Annotated in this window: 19 protein-coding genes; 8 read left to right on the top strand and 11 right to left on the bottom strand. The window is 65.1% G+C overall.

What is annotated here, in order from left to right; all coding sequences use genetic code 11:
- Positions 1 to 145 precede the first annotated feature (145 nt).
- Both sigB and ideR read left to right on the top strand, forming a co-directional pair.
- Complete coding sequence (gene sigB / locus AWC27_RS29385; RefSeq protein ID WP_085674444.1) at positions 146 to 1,117, top strand: sigma-70 family RNA polymerase sigma factor SigB; 972 nt, start codon at positions 146 to 148, stop codon at positions 1,115 to 1,117.
- A gap of 148 nt (positions 1,118 to 1,265) precedes the next feature.
- On the top strand, positions 1,266 to 1,958 hold the full coding sequence (ideR, locus tag AWC27_RS29380; protein WP_085674443.1) for an iron-dependent transcriptional regulator IdeR: 693 nt from the start codon (positions 1,266 to 1,268) through the stop codon (positions 1,956 to 1,958).
- An 8-nt stretch (positions 1,959 to 1,966) separates the two neighbouring features.
- Here ideR and AWC27_RS29375 read toward each other — a convergent pair whose 3' ends face one another.
- Positions 1,967 to 3,025: a DUF4192 domain-containing protein gene (locus tag AWC27_RS29375; protein ID WP_085674441.1), complete on the bottom strand. Its 1,059-nt coding sequence runs from the start codon at positions 3,023 to 3,025 to the stop codon at positions 1,967 to 1,969.
- A gap of 114 nt (positions 3,026 to 3,139) precedes the next feature.
- Between AWC27_RS29375 and sthA the strand changes: the two genes are divergently transcribed.
- Positions 3,140 to 4,546: a Si-specific NAD(P)(+) transhydrogenase gene (sthA, locus tag AWC27_RS29370; protein WP_139837309.1), complete on the top strand. Its 1,407-nt coding sequence runs from the start codon at positions 3,140 to 3,142 to the stop codon at positions 4,544 to 4,546.
- 12 nt (positions 4,547 to 4,558) lie between these two features.
- Here the strand turns inward: sthA and AWC27_RS29365 are convergent, their stop codons facing one another.
- Positions 4,559 to 5,377 (bottom strand): trypsin-like serine peptidase, encoded by an 819-nt coding sequence (locus AWC27_RS29365; protein WP_085674437.1) that lies wholly within the window; start codon positions 5,375 to 5,377, stop codon positions 4,559 to 4,561.
- 225 nt (positions 5,378 to 5,602) lie between these two features.
- On the opposite strand from AWC27_RS29365, the gene AWC27_RS29360 reads away from it, so the two are divergent.
- From AWC27_RS29360 to AWC27_RS29350, 3 genes are read left to right on the top strand one after another with little or no spacing between them, the layout of a single operon-like run.
- A complete protein-coding gene (locus tag AWC27_RS29360; RefSeq protein ID WP_085674435.1) occupies positions 5,603 to 6,580 on the top strand; it encodes a proteasome assembly chaperone family protein in 978 nt (325 codons plus the stop codon).
- A 36-nt stretch (positions 6,581 to 6,616) separates the two neighbouring features.
- Positions 6,617 to 7,642, top strand: coding sequence for an alpha/beta fold hydrolase (locus AWC27_RS29355; RefSeq protein WP_085674433.1), 1,026 nt, complete (start codon positions 6,617 to 6,619; stop codon positions 7,640 to 7,642).
- A 34-nt stretch (positions 7,643 to 7,676) separates the two neighbouring features.
- On the top strand, positions 7,677 to 8,363 hold the full coding sequence (locus AWC27_RS29350; RefSeq protein ID WP_085674431.1) for a PhzF family phenazine biosynthesis protein: 687 nt from the start codon (positions 7,677 to 7,679) through the stop codon (positions 8,361 to 8,363).
- Between the two features lie 3 nt (positions 8,364 to 8,366).
- On the opposite strand, the gene AWC27_RS29345 is transcribed toward AWC27_RS29350, so the two are convergent.
- From AWC27_RS29345 to AWC27_RS29335, 3 genes are all read right to left on the bottom strand, one after another.
- Complete coding sequence (locus AWC27_RS29345; RefSeq protein WP_085674429.1) at positions 8,367 to 8,861, bottom strand: peroxynitrite isomerase; 495 nt, start codon at positions 8,859 to 8,861, stop codon at positions 8,367 to 8,369.
- Between the two features lie 22 nt (positions 8,862 to 8,883).
- Positions 8,884 to 9,348 (bottom strand): transcriptional regulator NrdR, encoded by a 465-nt coding sequence (nrdR, locus tag AWC27_RS29340; RefSeq protein ID WP_085674620.1) that lies wholly within the window; start codon positions 9,346 to 9,348, stop codon positions 8,884 to 8,886.
- A 169-nt stretch (positions 9,349 to 9,517) separates the two neighbouring features.
- On the bottom strand, positions 9,518 to 10,012 hold the full coding sequence (locus tag AWC27_RS29335) for a LysM peptidoglycan-binding domain-containing protein (protein ID WP_085674617.1): 495 nt from the start codon (positions 10,010 to 10,012) through the stop codon (positions 9,518 to 9,520).
- A gap of 285 nt (positions 10,013 to 10,297) precedes the next feature.
- On the opposite strand from AWC27_RS29335, the gene lexA reads away from it, so the two are divergent.
- A complete protein-coding gene (gene lexA / locus AWC27_RS29330; RefSeq protein WP_085674427.1) occupies positions 10,298 to 11,002 on the top strand; it encodes a transcriptional repressor LexA in 705 nt (234 codons plus the stop codon).
- Positions 11,003 to 11,025: 23 nt separating this feature from the next.
- Here the strand turns inward: lexA and AWC27_RS29325 are convergent, their stop codons facing one another.
- Entirely contained in the window at positions 11,026 to 13,329 is a 2,304-nt protein-coding gene (locus AWC27_RS29325) for a sunset domain-containing protein (protein ID WP_211281729.1), read from the bottom strand.
- 290 nt (positions 13,330 to 13,619) lie between these two features.
- On the opposite strand from AWC27_RS29325, the gene AWC27_RS29315 reads away from it, so the two are divergent.
- Complete coding sequence (locus tag AWC27_RS29315) at positions 13,620 to 14,828, top strand: TerC family protein (protein ID WP_085674423.1); 1,209 nt, start codon at positions 13,620 to 13,622, stop codon at positions 14,826 to 14,828.
- Here AWC27_RS29315 and AWC27_RS29310 read toward each other — a convergent pair.
- From AWC27_RS29310 to AWC27_RS29290, 5 genes are all read right to left on the bottom strand, one after another.
- On the bottom strand, positions 14,817 to 15,977 hold the full coding sequence (locus tag AWC27_RS29310; RefSeq protein ID WP_085674422.1) for an acyl-CoA dehydrogenase family protein: 1,161 nt from the start codon (positions 15,975 to 15,977) through the stop codon (positions 14,817 to 14,819). The two genes, AWC27_RS29315 and AWC27_RS29310, sit on opposite strands and share 12 nt — an antisense overlap.
- 80 nt (positions 15,978 to 16,057) lie before the next feature.
- Entirely contained in the window at positions 16,058 to 17,509 is a 1,452-nt protein-coding gene (gene hflX, locus AWC27_RS29305; protein ID WP_085674614.1) for a GTPase HflX, read from the bottom strand.
- Positions 17,510 to 17,556: 47 nt separating this feature from the next.
- Positions 17,557 to 18,438: a diaminopimelate epimerase gene (gene dapF, locus AWC27_RS29300; protein ID WP_085674420.1), complete on the bottom strand. Its 882-nt coding sequence runs from the start codon at positions 18,436 to 18,438 to the stop codon at positions 17,557 to 17,559.
- 4 nt (positions 18,439 to 18,442) lie between these two features.
- Positions 18,443 to 19,363: a tRNA (adenosine(37)-N6)-dimethylallyltransferase MiaA gene (gene miaA / locus AWC27_RS29295; RefSeq protein ID WP_085674418.1), complete on the bottom strand. Its 921-nt coding sequence runs from the start codon at positions 19,361 to 19,363 to the stop codon at positions 18,443 to 18,445.
- Positions 19,360 to 20,052, bottom strand: coding sequence for a class III extradiol ring-cleavage dioxygenase family protein (locus AWC27_RS29290; RefSeq protein ID WP_085674416.1), 693 nt, complete (start codon positions 20,050 to 20,052; stop codon positions 19,360 to 19,362). Before AWC27_RS29290 ends, miaA begins: the two co-directional genes overlap by 4 nt.
- Positions 20,053 to 20,063 lie beyond the last annotated feature (11 nt).

The raw sequence follows: 20,063 nt of genomic DNA, 5'->3' as shown, positions 1-20,063 counted from the left end.
CTCGCTCGCAAGACTTCTCAGGACATTCTCAGGTCCTTGGCACATTTGTGCACGTCACGGCGTGTGAGTTGGCGATCGGGTGGGAACTCTAAGCCAGGGTCTCTCGTTACACCACATGACAGCACAAGCCGATCGGGAGGGCGCTATGGCACAGCCCACAGCAAGGGCCACCACAAGCCGGGTTGACGGCGATCTAGATGCTCAAAGCCCCGCAGCGGATTTGGTGCGCGTTTATCTGAACGGCATCGGCAAGACGGCGTTGCTCAACGCCGCCGGTGAAGTCGAGTTGGCCAAGCGCATCGAAGCCGGACTGTACGCAGAGCATCTACTGGAAACGCGAAAGCGCCTCGGCGAGAACCGGAAACGGGATCTGATGGCGGTTGTGCGCGATGGCGAAGCGGCGCGCCGGCACTTGCTGGAAGCAAACCTGCGGCTGGTGGTTTCACTGGCCAAGCGTTATACCGGCCGGGGCATGCCATTGCTGGATCTCATTCAGGAAGGCAACCTGGGACTGATCCGCGCGATGGAGAAGTTCGACTACACAAAGGGATTCAAGTTTTCGACCTATGCCACCTGGTGGATCCGTCAAGCCATCACGCGCGGCATGGCCGACCAGAGCCGCACCATTAGGCTGCCGGTTCACCTGGTCGAGCAGGTCAACAAGCTGGCCCGAATCAAGCGCGAGATGCACCAGAACCTCGGCCGCGAGGCAACCGATGAGGAACTGGCCGCCGAGTCCGGCATTCCGATCGAGAAGATCAACGACCTGTTGGAACACAGCCGCGACCCGGTGAGCCTGGACATGCCGGTCGGCTCGGAAGAGGAAGCCCCGCTGGGTGATTTCATCGAGGACGCCGAAGCCATGTCCGCGGAGAACGCGGTCATCGCCGAACTGCTGCACACCGACATCCGCAGTGTGCTGGCAACTCTCGACGAGCGCGAGCACCAGGTGATCCGGTTACGCTTCGGCCTGGACGACGGTCAGCCGCGCACCCTCGACCAGATCGGCAAGCTGTTCGGTCTGTCCCGTGAGCGGGTCCGCCAGATCGAACGCGATGTGATGTGCAAGCTGCGCCACGGTGAGCGAGCAGACCGACTGCGCTCTTACGCAAGTTGAGGTGACCGGCCAAGGTCGTAAGGAATAGCCTGTCAATAGACGGTGTGCCCGCCGCGTCAGCGGCGGGCATACTGCTGCGATGGGGTGTTTTGACGAACCACTCACGCGGCTGGCGAAGTAGACTCGGCGGCAACGGAGGATTTAGTTAATGAACGAGTTGGTTGATACCACCGAGATGTACCTGCGGACCATTTACGACCTCGAAGAAGAGGGCGTAACTCCGCTGCGTGCCCGGATCGCCGAACGACTCGAACAGAGCGGACCTACCGTCAGCCAAACCGTTTCCCGGATGGAGCGCGACGGGTTACTTCGGGTAGCCGGCGACCGCCATTTGGAACTCACGGACAAGGGCCGGGCCCTGGCCATCTCTGTCATGCGCAAGCACCGGCTGGCCGAGCGGCTCCTGGTCGATGTCATCGGATTGCCGTGGGAAGAAGTGCACGCCGAGGCCTGCCGGTGGGAACACGTGATGAGCGAGGATGTCGAGCGTCGGCTGGTCAAAGTGCTCAACAACCCGACCACCTCCCCGTTCGGCAACCCGATCCCCGGCCTGCTGGACCTCGGAGTCGGCCCGGAGTTCGGTGCTGACGATGCCAACCTCGTCCGGTTGACCGAGTTGCCGACCGGGTCGCCGGTCGCGGTCGTCGTCCGTCAACTCACCGAGCACGTCCAGGGCGACATCGACTTGATCACCCGCCTCAAGGACGCCGGCGTCGTGCCCAACGCCCGAGTGACCGTCGAGACCAGCTTGGGCGGCGGAGTGACCATCCTCATTCCGGGCCATGAGAATGTCACCCTGCCGCACGAGATGGCGCACGCTGTCAAGGTCGAGAAGGTCTGATCCGACCCCTATCCGGCTTGGCGGCCGAACGCCCGCCGGGGCGGTAGGCGCACCCCGATCTGCTTTGCCAGCCGGTACCCGGTATCGGCGAGGTCGCGAATATCGTTCGGCCGCAGGCCGGACTGGAGGGCCGTGTCGAGCATGCCCGCCATCCGATGCTCCGGATCGCAACGCAGCGCGGCTTCCAGCGCGATGCCGGTCAGCGGACCGTCGCCGCGCACATAGGCGCTGAATGCAAGAAGAACCAGCGCCTCCACCCGCCACGGCTGCGGCAGCACCCGCGAAAGCTGCACCCATAAAGACTCGGCCTCACCAGCGTTCTCGCCGACGGCAAGGGCATACAGCGTGTCGCGCACGCGCACGTCGGGCAGCGCACAGGCCAGCTGGGCCAGTTCGCCGTCGGACAGCGGTTGTCCGTCGGCGACACGCGCGGCGGCGGCCATCGCGGCTTCGACGTCACGACGGCTGCAACCCGCCGGGTCCGCGCTGTGCGCGATCTCGCGAGCGGCCACCCGCTGTCCGATCGCGGCGGCTAGCCCGGCGCTGCGCCGCGGGTCGTCCACGGCGACCACCGCCTGCAGGTCGGCACGTCGCCGGTAAAGCCGACGACCGTCCAGCACCGCCGCCACCGCTAGCGGCGAGGCCGACGGGTCTTCCACCGTGCCGGCCGAACCGCAGTTATCCACGCAATGCCATTGCCCCCCAACAGCTATCCGGTCCACCACGTGCGCGGCCCACAACACGATATGGTGCCCTTCCAGTGCCGCATCGAGCACCGCGCACAGCTGCCGGTACTTCTCGTTGCACACCGGACAATGGGCACCCTCGGCGTCGATGATCACCGCGATCACCGACTCCGGATCCGCCGCGGCGGCCACTTCGGCGAGGTGTTCGACCCGGTTGGCAAGATCCTCCGACAAGTCCGCCCGCATCACCGACCCCAGTGCGCCCTCTTCCAAGGTCACCAGGACCAGTGAATTCTCCGGGACGAAACCAAGAACAGCCGGGAGCGCGGCGATCAATGCGCCGGGACGATTGAGTGCAAAGTCAGGCTCATGCTTTTTCATGAGTACCAACGCTGACGACTGCCACCGTCTAGTCCGTGCTACCGCAACGCAAATCAGCCTCCATCTGTGGAGAAAGTCGCGACTGTGGGCTCTATCGTCTATCTCATGACTTCGATGCGGGAGTACGACCTGGTCGTCATCGGTTCGGGGCCCGGCGGCCAGAAAGCCGCCATTGCCGCGGCCAAATTGGGCAAGTCCGTGGCGATCGTCGAACGCGGCCGAATGGTGGGCGGCGTCTGCGTGAATACCGGCACGATTCCGTCAAAGACGTTGCGCGAGGCCGTCGTTTACCTCACCGGCATGAGCCAGCGCGAGCTCTACGGCGCGAGCTACCGCGTCAAGGACAAGATCACCCCGGCTGATTTGCTGGCGCGAACCCAGCACGTGATCGGCAAGCAGGTCGATGTGGTGCGCTCGCAATTGATGCGCAACCGGATCGACCTGGTTCTGGGCCACGGCCGCTTCGTCGACCCGCACACCGTCCTCGTCGAGGAAGACGCCATGGGCGAGCGCGTCACACTCAGCGGCGACTACATCGTCATCGCCACCGGAACCAGACCGGTGCGGCCGTCGGGCGTCGAGTTCGACGAAAAACGGGTGCTGGACTCCGACGGCATCCTGGACCTGCGATCGCTTCCGGCGTCGATGGTAGTGGTCGGCGCGGGGGTCATCGGGATCGAGTACGCGTCGATGTTCGCCGCACTGGGCACCAAGGTGACGGTGGTCGAAAAACGCGACAACATGCTGGAATTCTGTGACCCCGAGATCATCGAAGCCCTGAAATTCCACCTGCGCGACCTGGCGGTGACCTTCCGCTTCGGCGAGGAAGTGACCGCGGTCGACGTCGGCTCGGCGGGCACGGTCACCACCTTGGCCAGCGGCAAGCAGATTCCCGCCGAGACCGTGATGTACTCGGCGGGCCGCGAAGGCCAGACCGAACATCTGGGCCTGGAGAACACCGGCCTGGAAACCGACAGTCGCGGAAGGATTTTCGTCGACGACCAATTCCAGACCAAGGTCGAACACATCTACGCCGTCGGCGACGTCATCGGCTTTCCGGCACTCGCGGCGACCTCGATGGACCAGGGCCGGTTGGCCGCCTACCACGCATTCGGCGAACCAACCGACGGCATCACCCCGATGCAGCCGATCGGGATCTACTCGATTCCCGAGGTGTCCTACGTCGGCGCAACCGAGGTCGAACTGACCAAGGATTCGATTCCCTATGAGGTAGGCGTGTGCCGATATCGCGAACTGGCGCGCGGCCAGATCGCCGGCGACTCCTATGGCATGCTCAAACTGCTGGTATCCACCCGCGATCGCACACTGCTGGGCGCGCACATCTTCGGTACCAGCGCCACCGAAATGGTGCACATCGGGCAGGCGGTGATGGGATGTGGCGGCACGGTCGATTACCTGGTCGACGCCGTCTTCAACTATCCGACGTTCTCCGAGGCCTACAAGGTCGCCGCACTTGACGTCACGAACAAGATGCGCGCGCTCAACCAGTTCCTGCGCTGAGCGACCCGCGCGCTAACAGGTGTCAGCCAAATCGACCGGCGCGGTATCACCGGGGCCGCCGGCTTGCGCACGCACCAACAGCGCAGCGGTGTGTTCGTCGAACGGCGCCGAATACGACATGCGCTCCGTGCATCCCCCGCTTTCCAGTCCACCGATCACCCCGGTAACCGTAGAACCGCTGACCCAGGGCGCACCACTGGTACCGCCGACCAGCCCGTCGCAGGACAGGGAGGGAAAGCCGCTTTCGGTGCGCCCGGTGCTGCCCTGACAGGCGACGGGCCGGCCGCCTACACCGGCCGGATATCCGGTCACGGTGACCAAGCTGCCCGGGACAGGCGCTGCGCCCAGTGACAGTGCCGAGCCAACCTGCTGCTCCAGCGATTCGCGACCGGTGCCGATTACCCGCGCGATCGCGTAATCCGCATGCGGATCGACGCTGTTGATCCAGCGCGGATCCAAGTAGATCTGGCGAATGCTCCAGTGATCCGATGGCGCGGCTGCGCCGGCGAAACCGGGAACGAACGTGGCCTTGGACTGACCGAGCAGACAATGCGCAGCGGTCAATACCAGGTCGCCATCCGCGGAATGCAGCACCGAGGCGGTGCAGAAGTGCGCATCGTCGCCGTCGGGGAAAATCGCGCCAATCCGCGGATCGGGGTACACCGGTCCTGCCGACGGCGCCGGCTGGGGCTCGCTGAGCTGCTGGGCCGGTACGCTCGCCCGGGGTATCGGCAGGTGCGGGACCGATGCGCGATCGGCCGGCCGGCCGCAGGATGCGATCAGCATCGCCAGGCTGACCGGCAGGCAAAGCGCCGCGGTGGCATTGCGCATCGCTTGCCATCATGCCTGACCGCGGGCCAGCAAGTGCGCCACCGCGGTTCAGATGCGATAACAGACACCCCAGCAAACCGCAATTAGGCAAACCCGTGACGCTGAAATAGCGTTTGTCGCTGTTCCGTTAACCACACGAGGCGATAGGTTTTCGCTGTTTCAATACTGGGTTGAGGGACACTGGGTGGGGCACCCTGGAAAGCACCCCCGAAAGGAGGCAACACCATGGCCCATGACCATGACCCCGGTGAGGCGCAGGACTATCAGCCGGGCCAAGCCGGCATGTACGAGCTGGAGTTCCCGGCGCCCGTATTGTCGACGCCCGACGGCCGCGGTCCGGTGTTGGTGCACGCGCTGGAGGGCTTCTCCGATGCCGGACATGCGATCCGCCTGGCTGCCTCGCACCTGAAGGCGGCCCTGGACACCGAACTGGTCGCATCCTTCGCGATCGACGACCTGCTGGATTACCGATCGCGTCGGCCGCTGATGACGTTCAAGACCGATCACTTCACCCACTACGACGACCCGGAACTCAGCTTGTATGCGCTACGCGACACCGTCGGCAACCCGTTTCTGCTGCTGGCCGGCATGGAGCCGGACCTGAAGTGGGAGCGGTTCATCACCGCGGTGCGGCTATTGGCCGAGCGACTCGGGGTACGACAGACCATCGGTCTGGGTACGGTTCCGATGGCCGTTCCACATACGCGGCCGATAACGATGACCGCGCACTCAAACAACGGCGATCTGATCGCCGATTTCACGCCGTGGATCTCCGAAATTCAGGTTCCGGGCAGCGCTTCCAATCTGCTGGAGTACCGCATGGCCCAGCACGGCCACGAGGTCGTCGGGTTCACCGTGCACGTACCGCACTACCTCACCCAGACCGACTACCCCGCCGCCGCCCAAGCGCTGCTCGAACAGGTCGCCAAGACCGGATCGCTGGAACTGCCGTTGACCGCCCTGGCCGAAGCGGCGGTCGAGGTTAGAGCCAAGATTGACGAGCAGGTTCAGGCAAGCGCCGAGGTGGCTCAAGTGGTGGCAGCCCTTGAGCGCCAGTACGATGCCTTCATCGACGCTCAGGAGAACAGGTCCTTACTAGCGCGTGACGAAGATCTGCCTAGCGGCGACGAACTGGGAGCCGAGTTCGAGCGGTTCCTGGCTCAGCAGGCAGAAAAGAAGTTCGACGACGACGACCACACTTAAACGCCGTTAGTTGGCCCGACACCGAGGTTGGCCGAGATGACCGAGCGGAAGCGCAATCTTCGCCCGGTGCGGGAAGTGACTGCGCCCTCGCTGCAGTTCCGCACCATCCACGGTTATAAGCGGGCGTTCCGCATCGCCGGTGACGGGCCGGCGATTCTGCTGATCCATGGCATCGGCGACAACTCGACCACCTGGAACGTCATCCACGCCAAGCTCGCCCAGCGGTTTACGGTGATCGCCCCGGACCTGTTGGGGCACGGCAAGTCCGACAAACCGCGGGCCGACTACTCGGTCGCGGCATACGCCAACGGGATGCGTGATTTGCTCAGCGTTCTCGACATCGAGCGAGTAACCGTCGTGGGCCATTCGCTGGGCGGCGGGGTAGCCATGCAATTCGCTTACCAGTTCCCGCAACTGGTCGAGCGGCTGGTTCTGGTCGGCGCGGGCGGCGTCACCAAGGATGTCAACGTCGTGTTCCGATTGGCGTCGTTGCCGATGGGTAGTGAGGCCCTGGCGTTGCTGCGGCTGCCCCTGGTGCTGCCGGCGGTCCAGCTGGCGGGACGGATCGCGGGCCGGGCTATCGGCTCGACCGGCTTGGGGCGTGACCTGCCTAACGTGTTGCGGATTTTGGATGACCTGCCAGAGCCGACGGCCTCAGCGGCGTTCAGCCGCACCTTGCGGGCCGTCGTCGACTGGCGCGGGCAGATCGTCACGATGCTCGACCGCTGTTATTTGACCGAGGCCATCCCCGTGCAGATCATCTGGGGCGAGCGCGACGTGGTGGTGCCCGTCCGCCACGCCGAAATGGCGCACGCCGCAATGCCCGGCTCGCGATTGGAGATCTTCGAGCGATCCGGTCACTTTCCGTTTCACGACGATCCGGCCCGTTTCATCGACGTCGTTCAGCGCTTCATCGACACCACTCAGCCCGCCGAACACGACCCGATCGCATTGCGCCAATTGCTGCGCACCGGCAGTGGCGAACGCACCGTCACCGGCCCGGCCGACACCCGCGTTGCCGTCCTGAACGCGATGGGCTCCGACGAACGCAGCGCTACCTGACCGAGCTGGCCATTAGGCGTCGTACAGTCGGGCCATGGGCATCGACGTCACGGTATTGCGAGTCTTCACCGATTCACGGGGCGGTTTCGGGAATCCGCTCGGCGTGGTCGACGCGAGTAAGGTGCACCCCCGCGAGCGGCAGCGCCTGGCCACCGAATTGGGTTACAGCGAAACGGTATTCGTCGATCTGCCCGCGGCCGGCTCGACCACCGCACACGCCACCATCCATACGCCCCGAACCGACCTTGCTTTTGCCGGACACCCGGTAGTCGGAGCGGCCTGGTGGCTGCGCCGCAACGACACACCGATTCACACCCTGCAGGTACCGGCCGGGATCGTGCAGGTGAGCTACAGCGGCGACGTCACCACCATCAGCGCGCGCGCCGACTGGGCGCCAGAGTTCGCCATTCATGACATCGAGTCGGCCGAAGCCCTCGCCACCGCCGACCCGGCTGATTATTCCGATGACGTCGCCCACTACTTGTGGACGTGGACCGACCGGCCCAGTGGATCGGTACGTTGCCGGATGTTCGCCTCCAACCTTGGCGTGACAGAGGACGAGGCGACCGGCTCCGCGGCGATGCGCCTGACCGACTACCTGAGCCGCGACCTAACCATTACCCAGGGCAAAGGGTCGATAATCGAGACCACCTGGAGTCCCGAGGGCTGGGTTGGGGTGGCCGGCCGCGTCGTGAATGACGGTGTCCGGCAAGTCGATTGAGGGTCAGCTCGTTCGGTGTAGCACGGCGGCGAGGTGATGCTGCAGAGGTTGGCCGACGGCTCCCATCTGCAGCGAGTACGAAAGTTCGTCGCCGTCGACGCGGAAGGAACGAGTAAGCGCGCTCACTTCCTTGGCTGTCGGAGTCAACCCGACGGTCCCGCCTTCATTTGTGGACAGCTCGAGTTCGATGACGTCGTCGTCGCGCGAGAAGGTACCGACCCCGATTTCGGTGATACCGCTCGGATGAGCCAGGACCAGCTCGACGTGGCCCGGTTGCGGCACCCGCAGATACCCCGCTTCGGCATGCAGCGGTTTGCCGTCGGCAGCCGACTTCGTCTTCTGGCCATAAATCAGGAACGGCTTGCCCACGTGCGAGAAGGCGATTTCTTCGAAGTACTCGAACGGCTGAATCGTCGGGTACTCCCCCGCACCTCGACCGGCCCACGTACCCAACAGTGGTGCCAGTGCCTCGAGATTCGGGTGCAGGTCAGCAACCATGCTTAGAGCCTAGCCTCGGCGGTCAGCTCGAAGCCGGCACCTTGCGGTGCGCGCGTAGCGCCTCGATCTCACGCTCGAAGTCCTCAGCAGAGGAAAAGGAGCGGTATACCGACGCAAACCGCAGATAAGCGACCTCGTCAAGGTCACGCAACGGCCCCAGGATCGCCAGACCCACCTCGTGACTGGGCACCTCCGGCGAGCCGGCGGCCCGCACGGAATCTTCCACCTGTTGAGCGAGCAGATTGAGGGCATCGTCATCTACCTGGCGGCCCTGGCATGCTCGGCGGACTCCGCTGATCAGCTTTTCGCGGCTGAACGGCTCGGTGACGCCGCTGCGCTTGACCACGGCCAGCACCGCGGTTTCCACGGTGGTGAACCGCCGGCCGCACTCCGGACACGATCGGCGCCGCCGAATGGCCTGCCCTTCATCGGTTTCCCGCGAATCGATCACGCGGGAATCGGGATGCCGGCAGAACGGGCAGTGCATGGCCGCTCCTTTGCCGTGCTCACGTCCGGGTACTTGAGACCACTCCGAGAGTACCTGTGCGCCCGCACACAGGACCAACGCAGTCGCAATCCACGCTCGTTCCATCCCGCCAGCATCGAACAGTGTTGGCATACCAGCATTTTGGCTGCACACGGCGATCCCAATCCCGTCAGCCGACCGGCGCGATCAGTGTCTGGCCCGCCGACAGAGACCCCGTGTCCAGAGCGTTGAGTTCGCGGATGCGTTCGGCAACCTGGCGGGCCGGCGCGTCCGGGGCCACCCGCGCGGCGACGTCCTGCAGAGATTCCCCTGGCAGCACCCGCACCACGGCAAGCGTGTCGGGGATGTGAACGGCCGAATCGGCTGAACCGTCATTAGCCATTTGCCCGAAGTGCGCGACCACGCCGAGCCAGAGCGTGATCAACCCGGCGAGCAAGGCCAGGCCCATGGTCGTCGCCAGGGTGACGGGACGCCTGCGATGGGGGGCGATCGACACCGCCACGCCGGTGCCGTGGTAACGCAGCGGCGAACCTGCTGGCCGGCAGGTGCCGGGCCGGCGCGACGTGCTCAACCCCGTTCGACCAGAGCGCGGCTCGTGGATTGGCCCGTTGACCGGTCCCCGGACACTGCGGCTGCGTGGCGGGGCTGCGTAGATGAGTGTCATGTTCGTTCCTCTGACCGAAGGGGCATCGCTCGTGTGTTCGACACTGTAGTCGCTCGTGTGTTCGATACCCGAACATTTGATCGAAGTGTGTCGCATGAGCAAAACGCTAGACCACACCACCGACAGAACTTTTCGGTCGCGTGCGGTCCCATAAATCGCGAATACCCGACCGCGCAAAGAGTTACACACTTGTGATTCAGGAGGTGGGCGCGCCGCACCGCCCTGGCGACACACCTGTCGAACACATGTTTGATTCTTGGCGGCGGTGCGGCTACATTCAGTGCCATGAGTGACAGCAACGACACCTCCGCACCCCCGACCGGGGAGGCCGCCGACCGCTTGCAGTCCGTTGATTCATCGCTGACCGAGCGGCAGCGCACCATCCTCAACGTCATCCGCGCGTCGGTTACCAGCCGTGGATACCCGCCGAGCATCCGGGAGATCGGCGACGCGGTGGGCCTGACGTCAACGTCCTCGGTCGCCCACCAATTGCGCACCCTGGAACGCAAAGGCTATCTGCGCCGGGATCCGAACCGTCCACGTGCTGTCGACGTGCGCGGCGCCGACGACACGCCAACGCCGGTCACCGACGTCGCCGGCTCTGACGCCTTGCCGGAACCCACGTTTGTCCCCGTTCTGGGCCGCATCGCGGCCGGCGGGCCGATCCTTGCCGAAGAAGCCGTGGAAGATGTCTTCCCGTTGCCGCGAGAGCTGGTAGGCGAGGGCACTCTGTTCCTGCTGAAGGTGGTCGGTGACTCCATGGTCGAAGCCGCGATCTGCGACGGCGACTGGGTGGTGGTGCGTCAGCAGAATGTCGCCGACAACGGTGACATCGTTGCCGCGATGATCGAAGGCGAGGCCACTGTCAAGACGTTCAAGCGCGCGGGTGGTCAGGTGTGGCTGATGCCGCACAACCCGGCGTTCGATCCGATCCCCGGCAATGATGCGACGGTGCTGGGCAAGGTCGTCACCGTCATCCGCAAGGTCTAGCCGCTGCCAGCGGCCGTACGGGTTCAGTCCGCCTTGATGAATCCGTTGGCTTGCGCGACTTCTTCGCTGGCCAACCAGATTTCAGCGAGGGTGTCGTGGTACAGCGCACTGTTGGGCGTGTAGTACAAGCCCGAGCGAGCGCTGGCCTTGATCGGATATCCGTCCGGCGCCTGATACGGGTCGTGATCTAGCGGCAGGTGGATCATCGGCCGCGCGCCCGCGGTGGGGGCCGGTGGTGCTGGGGCGGCCGGTGCTGCTTCCGGCACCGCTTGATAGGCCGCTTCGGCGGCAGCCCCTTCCGAACCGTACGCGTCGGAATCCGCGGCTGCGTGCCGGCCGGATCTCGGCTCTGAAACCGCTCTGGCCTCCGTCTCGGCCGTCTCGTCGACCATGAGCTCGGGGGATTCGGCGACCGGGGCGGGAGGGAAGAAAGTGTCCGGGAACGCGGCGTCCGGAGCCTCGGTATCCGGAGCGACGGACTCAGGAGCCACGGATTCGGGAACATAGGCCTCAGGCGCGAAGGTGTCTGCTCCTACAGTCTCCGGAACGGCCGGTTCGACCGCTGTCGCTTCGAGGAGGTCCCTCGGCGTCACGATCGGCGTGGGTGTGGTGTCAACTGCGTCGGGGTCTTCCTCGGCGTCTTCCTCGTAAACCTCTCCGACCTCGGCGAACTCATAGCCCTGGGCGGATCCGTTAAACGCGTCGCTGCTGTAGGGCTCTTCACTCGGCTCGTACTCAGCGGCGGCGCCCCCGCCACCTCGCGGCCAGCTGACCCGCGACATCGCGCCGGCGTCCTGCGGCTGATGTTCGGGCGGATGCTGATCGTCTAGCGGGAAGCGTTCCGTCCCGTAATCGGCCTCTTCATGCGGCCAATGTCCGCCGGCGTCATAACCGGCCGCTAAATCATGCTCGTGGTCGGGTTCATGGTCATGGTCATAGTCGTGCTCGGGCAGGTAGGCCGGGGTCGCCGGCGCGCCACCGCGACGCCGGCGCAGTCCGAACACCACCAAGACGAACATGACGATGAGCAGGACCACCGGGACGGCCGCTGCCAACCACCACCAGTGCCAGGTGAACTTCTTGCCGTGCGCGGTCGGGCCCGCCGCACTGGGCTGGTTCTGTCCCGTCACCTGCAAACCGGATAGCAGAGGTGCCAGGTTGGCCGGATCGGTGGTGAAGGTGTTCTTCGCGCGATTCCACGAGATCTTGCCGCCGGCGAACTTCTGCGAGATCACGTCGCCGTCCACGGTTTGGTCGCCCAGCGGGGCCCCGAGTTTGCCGGTCGCTCCCTTCAGCTTGTCCCACGCGGCCTTCATTGCTCCGCGCACGACGAACGCACCGTGGTCGGGGGTCCAGAAGATCACCGGCTTGTCGGCCGCCGCGAACGACGCGATCCGACTTGCGGGGGTGATGCCGCCGTCGGCCTCATTGGCGATGGGGAAACCCAGGTCGCTGCTGACCGGGCCGCCGAGTGATTCGTACTTCTGCAGGATTGCGCCCTCGACGGCATTGGCGCCGGTAGCTGGGCTGAAGAAGACCTTGCCCCCGGTGAAGTCCTGCGCGATGCCGTCGCCACCGATCGGGTACTGGTCGCCCTTCTTGGCCCCCAAGGGGCCTGCAGCACCGCCGGCGGCGCGCCAGGCCATGTTGATGGCGGCGGTGGGGTCTATCGCTACCTGCAGGTCCTTCAACTGATCGGCCAGCGTCGGCGGGGTGGTGGTGAATTCCTTGGTCTTTCTATTCCAGGAGACCTGTCCGCCGTTGAACTTCTGGGTGGTGACCTCGCCGTCGTAGGTCTCATCCCCGATCGGAGCGCCGAGCACGCCACCGGAGCTACCGAGCTTGTCCCATGCGGCGTTCAAGGCGCCCCGCACCACGAAGGCACCGTGGTCGGGCGTCCAGAAGATCACCGGGTTGTCGCTCGCGGCGAAGGTGCTGACACGACTGTCGGGGCCGGCCAGGCCGGGAACCTCGTTAATGGTTGGGAAGCCGAGATCACTGCCGCCCGGACCACCCAGCGACTCATACTTGTCCAGGATCGGTCCGTACATGTATTTGGCGCCGGTTGCCGGGGTGAAGAACATCTTGCCGCCGTCGAAGTCCAGTGCGAATCCGTCGGCTACCGGGTATACGTCACCCTTGCGGGCGCCGAGCGTCGACGTGTCGCCCCCGGCTTTCTCCCACGCGGCCATCATGGCCGCTTCGGCGTCGCCTATCGGAGACGCCACCGCGCTGGGCGCCCACAGTGCGGCGGCCAGCGCCGCAGCCGACAAGCTGAGCAGCGCGCGCCCGACCAGCTTCCTCAATTGACCTCTCTGCCCGCTCACCAAGCCTCCCAGCCGATGCCCTGCCCGCATCGCGGGCCGGTGGATTTCCCACCGTGGGCCGTCCCCCAGCTACGGTCCGCATCGTCGCCGGGCTCGCATAACTTTGCTCTAGCGAACGGGAAATGCGAAGAAAAATCGAAAATTTTACGAAAACGGATACCCAGCTGATGTCGAAATGATGCCTGGCCGCGCTCGTGTCGCGAGCAACCGCAATGCGAGCCGACCACGGTCTGGGATACCGTGCCGAGGACGACAACCCGATCGATGCCGTGAGAGGAAACCCAGCGCAAATGGGTGTTTCGGGACATGTCTGGGCACTGACCATCGTACTGATCACAGGCCTGCTGCTGTTCGACTATGTCTTCCACGTACGCAAAACCCACGTGCCGACGTTACGTGAGGCCGCAGTCTGGTCGGCAATCTACGTCGGGATCGCGATCGTGTTCGGAATCTGCGTGCTCGTCGTGGGCAGCCCCGAGATGGCGGTCGAATACTTCGCCGGTTATCTGAGCAACGAAGCCCTCTCGGTCGACAACTTATTCGTCTTCTTGATCATCATCAGTAGCTTCGCCGTGCCCCGGGTGGCACAGCAGAAGGTGCTGCTGTTCGGCGTGGCGTTCGCGTTGATCGCGCGCACCGGTTTCGTACTGCTCGGCGCCGCGCTGCTGGACAACTTCAACTGGGCGTTCTATGTGTTCGGCCTGGGCTTGCTGGTCATGGCGGGCAACTTGGCCAAACCCGGGGAGTCCGAAAACCATAGCGCCGATAACCTCATCATCCGGCTGGCCAGTCGCTTCTTGCGGACCTCGCCGCACTACGACGGCGACCGACTGTTCACCTTCGAAAACGGCAACCGGGTGATGACCCCGATGCTGCTGGTGATGATCGCCGTCGGCGGAACTGACGTGCTGTTTGCATTCGATTCGGTACCAGCGATGTTCGGATTGACGCAGAACGTCTACCTGGTTTTCGCCGCAACCGCGTTCTCGCTGATGGGCCTGCGCCAGCTCTACTTCCTGATCGACAATCTGCTGGACCGCTTGGTCTATCTGTCCTACGGCCTGGCGGCGATTCTTGGCTTTATCGGCGTGAAGCTGATACTGGAAGCATTGCACGACAACAACATTCCGTTCATCAACCACGGTATGCCGGTGCAGGTGGCCGAAATCAGCACCGCTGTGTCGCTGACGGTGATCATCGTCATCCTGCTGATCACCACTGTCGTGTCGTTGTTCTCCGCCCGCGGCCGTAAACAGAATGCCGTGGCCAGAGCCCACCGTCATGCCACCGAATACCTCGACTTGCACTACGAGGTTGATTCCGCCGAACGTGAGAAGATCTTCGCCGCACTGCTGGAAGCCGAGCACGAAATCGACTCACTGCCAACTAAATACCGTGCGCAGCTCGCGCAGGACCACGAACTCAGAGCGCTGCTGCGAGGGGCCCACGACGCGCACGAAGCCTATGAGCCCGATGACCAGACACCGTCAAACACCTAGACTGCGGCCGATGATTTCTTTCATGATCTCGGTGGTACCGCCGTAGATGGTCTGCACCCGGGCGTCGAGATATGCCCGGGCGACAGGATATTCGCGCATGTAGCCGTACCCGCCGTGCAACTGCAGGCAGCGGTCGATGAGCTGTACCTGCTTCTCGGTGGAATACCACTTGGCCATCGCCGCCTGTTCGGCCGTCAGCTTGCCTTCCAGGTGTAGCGCGAGGAACTCGTCGACCATGATGCGTACCACGGTGGCCTCGGTGGCCAGCTCGGCCAGCAGGAACCGGCTGTTTTGGAAGCTGCCGATGGACTTCCCAAAAGCCTTGCGTTCCTTGGTGTACTGCAGCGTCTCTTCCAGCACGGATTCCATTGCCGTGGCCGCCATGACCGCGATGTTGATCCGTTCCTGCGGCAGATTCTGCATCAGGTAAATGAATCCCATGCCCTCTTGGCCGAGCAGGTTTTCAGCCGGCACCTTGACGTCGGTGAAGGACAACTCGGCGGTGTCCTGGGCGTCCAGCCCGATCTTGTCCAGATGGCGGCCGCGTTCGAATCCCTCCATACCGCGTTCGACCACGAGTAGACTGAAGCCCTGGGCACCCTTTTCGGGATCCGTCTGCGCCACCACGATCACCAGGTCTGAATTGATCCCGTTGGTAATGAACGTCTTTGACCCGTTGAGTACATAGTGGTCGTCCTGCTTGACCGCGCGGGTCTTGATGCCCTGCAGGTCACTTCCGGTTCCCGGCTCGGTCATGGCGATCGCGGTGATCAGCTCCCCGGTGCAGAACTTGGGTAGCCAACGTTGCTTTTGCTCGTCGGTAGTGAGTTTCAGCAAGTAAGGAGCTACGACGTCATTGTGCAGGCCGAACCCGAGCCCGCTGTATCGTCCGGCGACGCTTTCCTCGGTGACGATGGTGTTGTACCGAAAGTCGGGATTTCCGCCGCCACCGTATTCCTCCGGTACCGCCATGCCAAGGAAGCCCTGCTTGCCGGCCTCGAGCCACACCCCACGGTCGACGATCTTGGCCTTCGCCCATTCGTCGTGATAAGGCGCGACGTGGCGCTCGAGAAAAGCCCGGTAGGACTCGCGGAACAAATCGTGTTCGGGTTCGAAAAGAGTGCGCTGGTATTTGACGGCGCTGCCCATACCTAAAGCCTCCGGCTATCCGAGGAAAAGAAAACTCTGCCACCCAAGATATACCAACCGGGCGGTTGGTAGGCGGTTGCCTAACCGCCGTTGACCGAGAAGTCCTGCAGGCTAGCCGCCAGTGCGACCGGAACGCGGGCCTTGATCCGGGTGCCGTCCGGGTTGTGCTCGGCTTGCTGGACGCGGCCATCGGCGTGCACGCGGGCCACCAAGTCGCCGCGATGGTAAGGAATCACGACGTCGACGGCGGTATCGGTGGGTTTGGCCAGCTCCGCCATGCGCCGTCGGAGCGCGTCCATGCCCTCCCCGGTGCGAGCGGAGACGAAGACCGCGCCGGGCAGTTCGTGGCGCAGCTTGGCCAGCATCAGACCGCTTGCGGCGTCGATCTTGTTGACCACCAACAACTCCGGCGGCGGGTCCCCATGATGGTCGGCGATGACTTCGGAAATCACCTGCCGAACCGCGCTGATCTGGGCCAGCGGGTTGACGTCGGATCCGTCCACCACGTGCACCAATAGGTCGGCGTCGACGACCTCCTCCAGCGTGGAACGGAAGGCCTCGACCAGCTGGGTGGGCAGGTGCCGGACGAAGCCGACCGTGTCGGTGAGTACGAATGGTCGGCCATCCTCGAACTCCGCGCGTCTGGTGGTGGGTTCCAGGGTGGCGAACAGGGCGTCCTGGACCAGCACCCCGGCCCCGGTCAGGGCGTTGAGCACGCTGGATTTCCCCGCGTTGGTGTACCCGACGATGGCGATCGACGGCACATCGCTTTCCAGCCGGCGACTGCGCTGGGTGTCGCGGACCTGTTTCATGGCCTTGATGTCACGCCGCAGCTTGCTCATGCGTTCGCGGATGCGGCGCCGGTCGGTCTCGATCTTGGTCTCACCAGGACCACGCAGGCCCACCCCGCCACCGCTGCCGCCCGCGCGACCACCGGCCTGCCGAGACATCGACTCACCCCAACCACGCAGCCGCGGCAGCATGTACTCCATCTGGGCCAGCGACACCTGCGCCTTGCCCTCCCGGCTGGTGGCGTGCTGGGCGAAGATGTCGAGGATCAGGGCGGTGCGGTCGATGACCTTGACCTTGACGGCCTTCTCCAGCGCGGTCAGCTGCGCCGGGGAAAGTTCGCCGTCGCAGATGACGGTGTCGGCGCCGGTCGCCACGACCACATCGCGAAGCTCGGCAGCCTTGCCGGAGCCGATATACGTCGACGGGTCGGGCTTGTCGCGACGCTGAATGAGCCCCTCGAGCACTTGGGAGCCGGCTGTTTCGGCCAACGCTGCGAGCTCGGCCAGGCTGGCCTGGTTGTCGGCCGCGCTGCCCTCGGTCCATACCCCCACGAGCACCACGCGTTCCAGCCGCAGCTGGCGGTACTCGACCTCGGAGATGTCGGCGAGCTCGGTGGACAGCCCGGCCACCCGGCGCAGCGCCGAGCGGTCTTCGAGCGCGAGTTCACCGAGACTCGGTGTGGATTCTGAGAAGCCCGTCATCGGCGAATCTGCCTTCTTGGGCGAGTCTGGATAAGTCATAGCCAACACCGATGGTTCCACGATGCGCGCGGCCGTGCATCCGAATTTCAACCCAGGGTGTTCCACCAGTCGTCGGCGAGTTCGCCGCGGGCCAGCAATACCGACGGTCCGCGCAGGTAACTGGTGGCGTCGGTAACCGTGACGACTACGTCGCCGCCGGGCACGCGCACGGTCAGTGTGCCGGTTTCGGCACCACTTGCCTCCAGAGCGGCGACTGCCGCCGCGACCGTTCCGGTGCCGCACGAGCGGGTTTCGCCGACGCCGCGTTCATGGACACGCATGCAGACCACGCCATCGATAGGGGCGGTGAGCACCTCGACGTTGACGCCCTCCGGGAACCGCGCCTGGTCGAAAGCGACTGGCGCCGCTACGTCTAACGCCGCCAGCGCTTCGACCGTCAGTTCCGGATCAACGCAGGCCAAATGCGGATTGCCCACATCGACGGCCACGCCGTTAAACCGCCGCCCACCGACTGTGGCCTCGAAGGCCGGCCCTCCGCTTCCCAGCCGGTTGGCCTTGCCCATGTCGACGGTGACGTCGGCGTTGGTGGCATCGACGTGGTGCAGGGTGACCGGGCGCGGTCCGGCCAGTGACCCGACGACGAACTCATCGCCCGATTCCAGGCCACTGGCCCGCAGATAGTGGGCGAACACCCGCACGCCGTTGCCGCACATCTGCGCGATCGAGCCGTCGGCGTTGCGGTAGTCCATGTACCAGTGCGAACCGTCCACGCCGTCGGGCAGACGGTCGAGCACCCCGGCCCGCACCGCGGCTTGCGCCGTCGTAACGCGCAACACCCCGTCGGCGCCCAGGCCTCTGCGCCGGTCGCACAAGGCGGCCACCCGGGTAGCTGACAGCACCACCCGGGCGTCGAGGTCGGGCAGCAGCACGAAGTCGTTTTGGGTGCCGTGGCCCTTGGCGAACAGCATGCCGTCAGGGTACTTGGCGCCACGCCAGCACTGCGTCCTCGACGAGGCTGTCGGTTCCGGCGTCGAGCCAGTGCACCCGATGGTCGCGGCGAAACCACGAGCGTTGCCGGCGCACATAGCGGCGGGTACCCACGAAGGTCTGTTCCTGCGCCCGGCACAGCTGGTCCGGGCCCCCGCCGGCATCCAGTGCCTCGAGCACCTGGGCGTAGCCCAGGGCGCGCGACGCCGTCACGCCCTCGCGCAAGCCCTGCCCGAGCAGGGTCCGTACTTCCGCGACCAGGCCGGCATCGAACATCAGCTCGGTGCGCCGAGCCAGCCTCTCGTCGAGAATCGATGTGTCACAGTCCAGTCCGACGATTGCCGTGCTCCATCGCGCGGCGCCGATGCGCGGTGCCGACGCCGCGAACGGCTGGCCGGTGAGCTCGACCACCTCGAGTGCCCGCACCGTGCGCCGGCCGTCGGTGGGCAGGATCGTGGCAGCCGCGGCCGGGTCGCGGCGAGCCAGTTCGGCGTGCAGCTCGCCCACACCGATCTCGGCGAGCCGCTGCTCCCATTTGGCGCGCACAGCCGGGTCGGTCGCGGGAAAAGTCCAGTCGTCGAGCAGCGATTGGATGTAGAGCATGGAACCGCCCACCACCAGCGGCACCGCTCCCCTGTCCATGATCGCCTCGATATCGGCGGCCGCGGCCTGCTGATAGCGAGCGACTGTCGCGGTTTCGGTGACGTCGAGCACGTCGAGCTGGTGATGCGGGATGCCGCGCCGCTGGTGGACGGGCAGCTTCGCCGTTCCGATGTCCATGCCGCGATAGAGCTGCATTGCGTCGGCGTTGACGATTTCAGCGGTGATGTCTAGCCGTTCGGCCACGTCGAGAGCCAGTTGCGACTTGCCCGTGCCCGTCGGGCCGATGATCGCCAGGGGTCTCACGGTTGCCAGACACCAGCGAAGTAGCCCACGCCGTACGGCGCTCCGCGATAAAGCTCTTTGGCCGACCGGGGCCCGGGTTCGGTGAGGCCGGCAAGCACCTGGAATGCCATCCGGCCGAGGACTGGTCGGGAAAGCTGGGTCAATGCGGCGACGTCGCCGCTGGCCAGCGCGCCGTCGAGGGCCGCCTGGGCACCGGAGCTGGCCGGGTCGTAGCCGCCGGGGGCAGCGGGTGTCAGGGTGTTCACCCCGTCGGCCACGATCAAGACACCGGTCGGGTCTGGCGCCCGGTCGATCTCGGCGCGCAGCTGCCGACCGCGGGCAAGCGCAGCATCGGGGTCGTCACCGGCATACACGCGAACCTCTGCGCTGGCTTCTGGCCGGGCCTGCCCGCGCACCCACGCGGCGATCACCGCGCACAGGGGTAGTTCGGCCGGCTCGTCAGGGCCGCCGGAAGCTTGCGGCGCCAGCCGCACCCGCAGGTCGACCCCGAATCCCGCGAAGGTCCCGACGCCGTCGACGCCCACCACTTCGTCAGCGTGGCCCACCCCGATCGCAATCCAGCGGGCGGGCAGACAGGCAGCCGCGGCGATCACCGCGGCCCTGAGCTCGGCCATTTCGATTGCGGCGGATCCGGTGAGTTCGGGGACGAGCACCGGCGCACACGGAACGATTGCGATGGCGCTCAACACGCCACCAAACT

Source organism: Mycobacterium szulgai, from assembly GCF_002116635.1.
Classification (GTDB): domain Bacteria; phylum Actinomycetota; class Actinomycetes; order Mycobacteriales; family Mycobacteriaceae; genus Mycobacterium; species Mycobacterium szulgai.
Note: the sequence above shows the minus strand (reverse complement) of the source record. Positions and strands in the feature narration are given on the sequence as shown.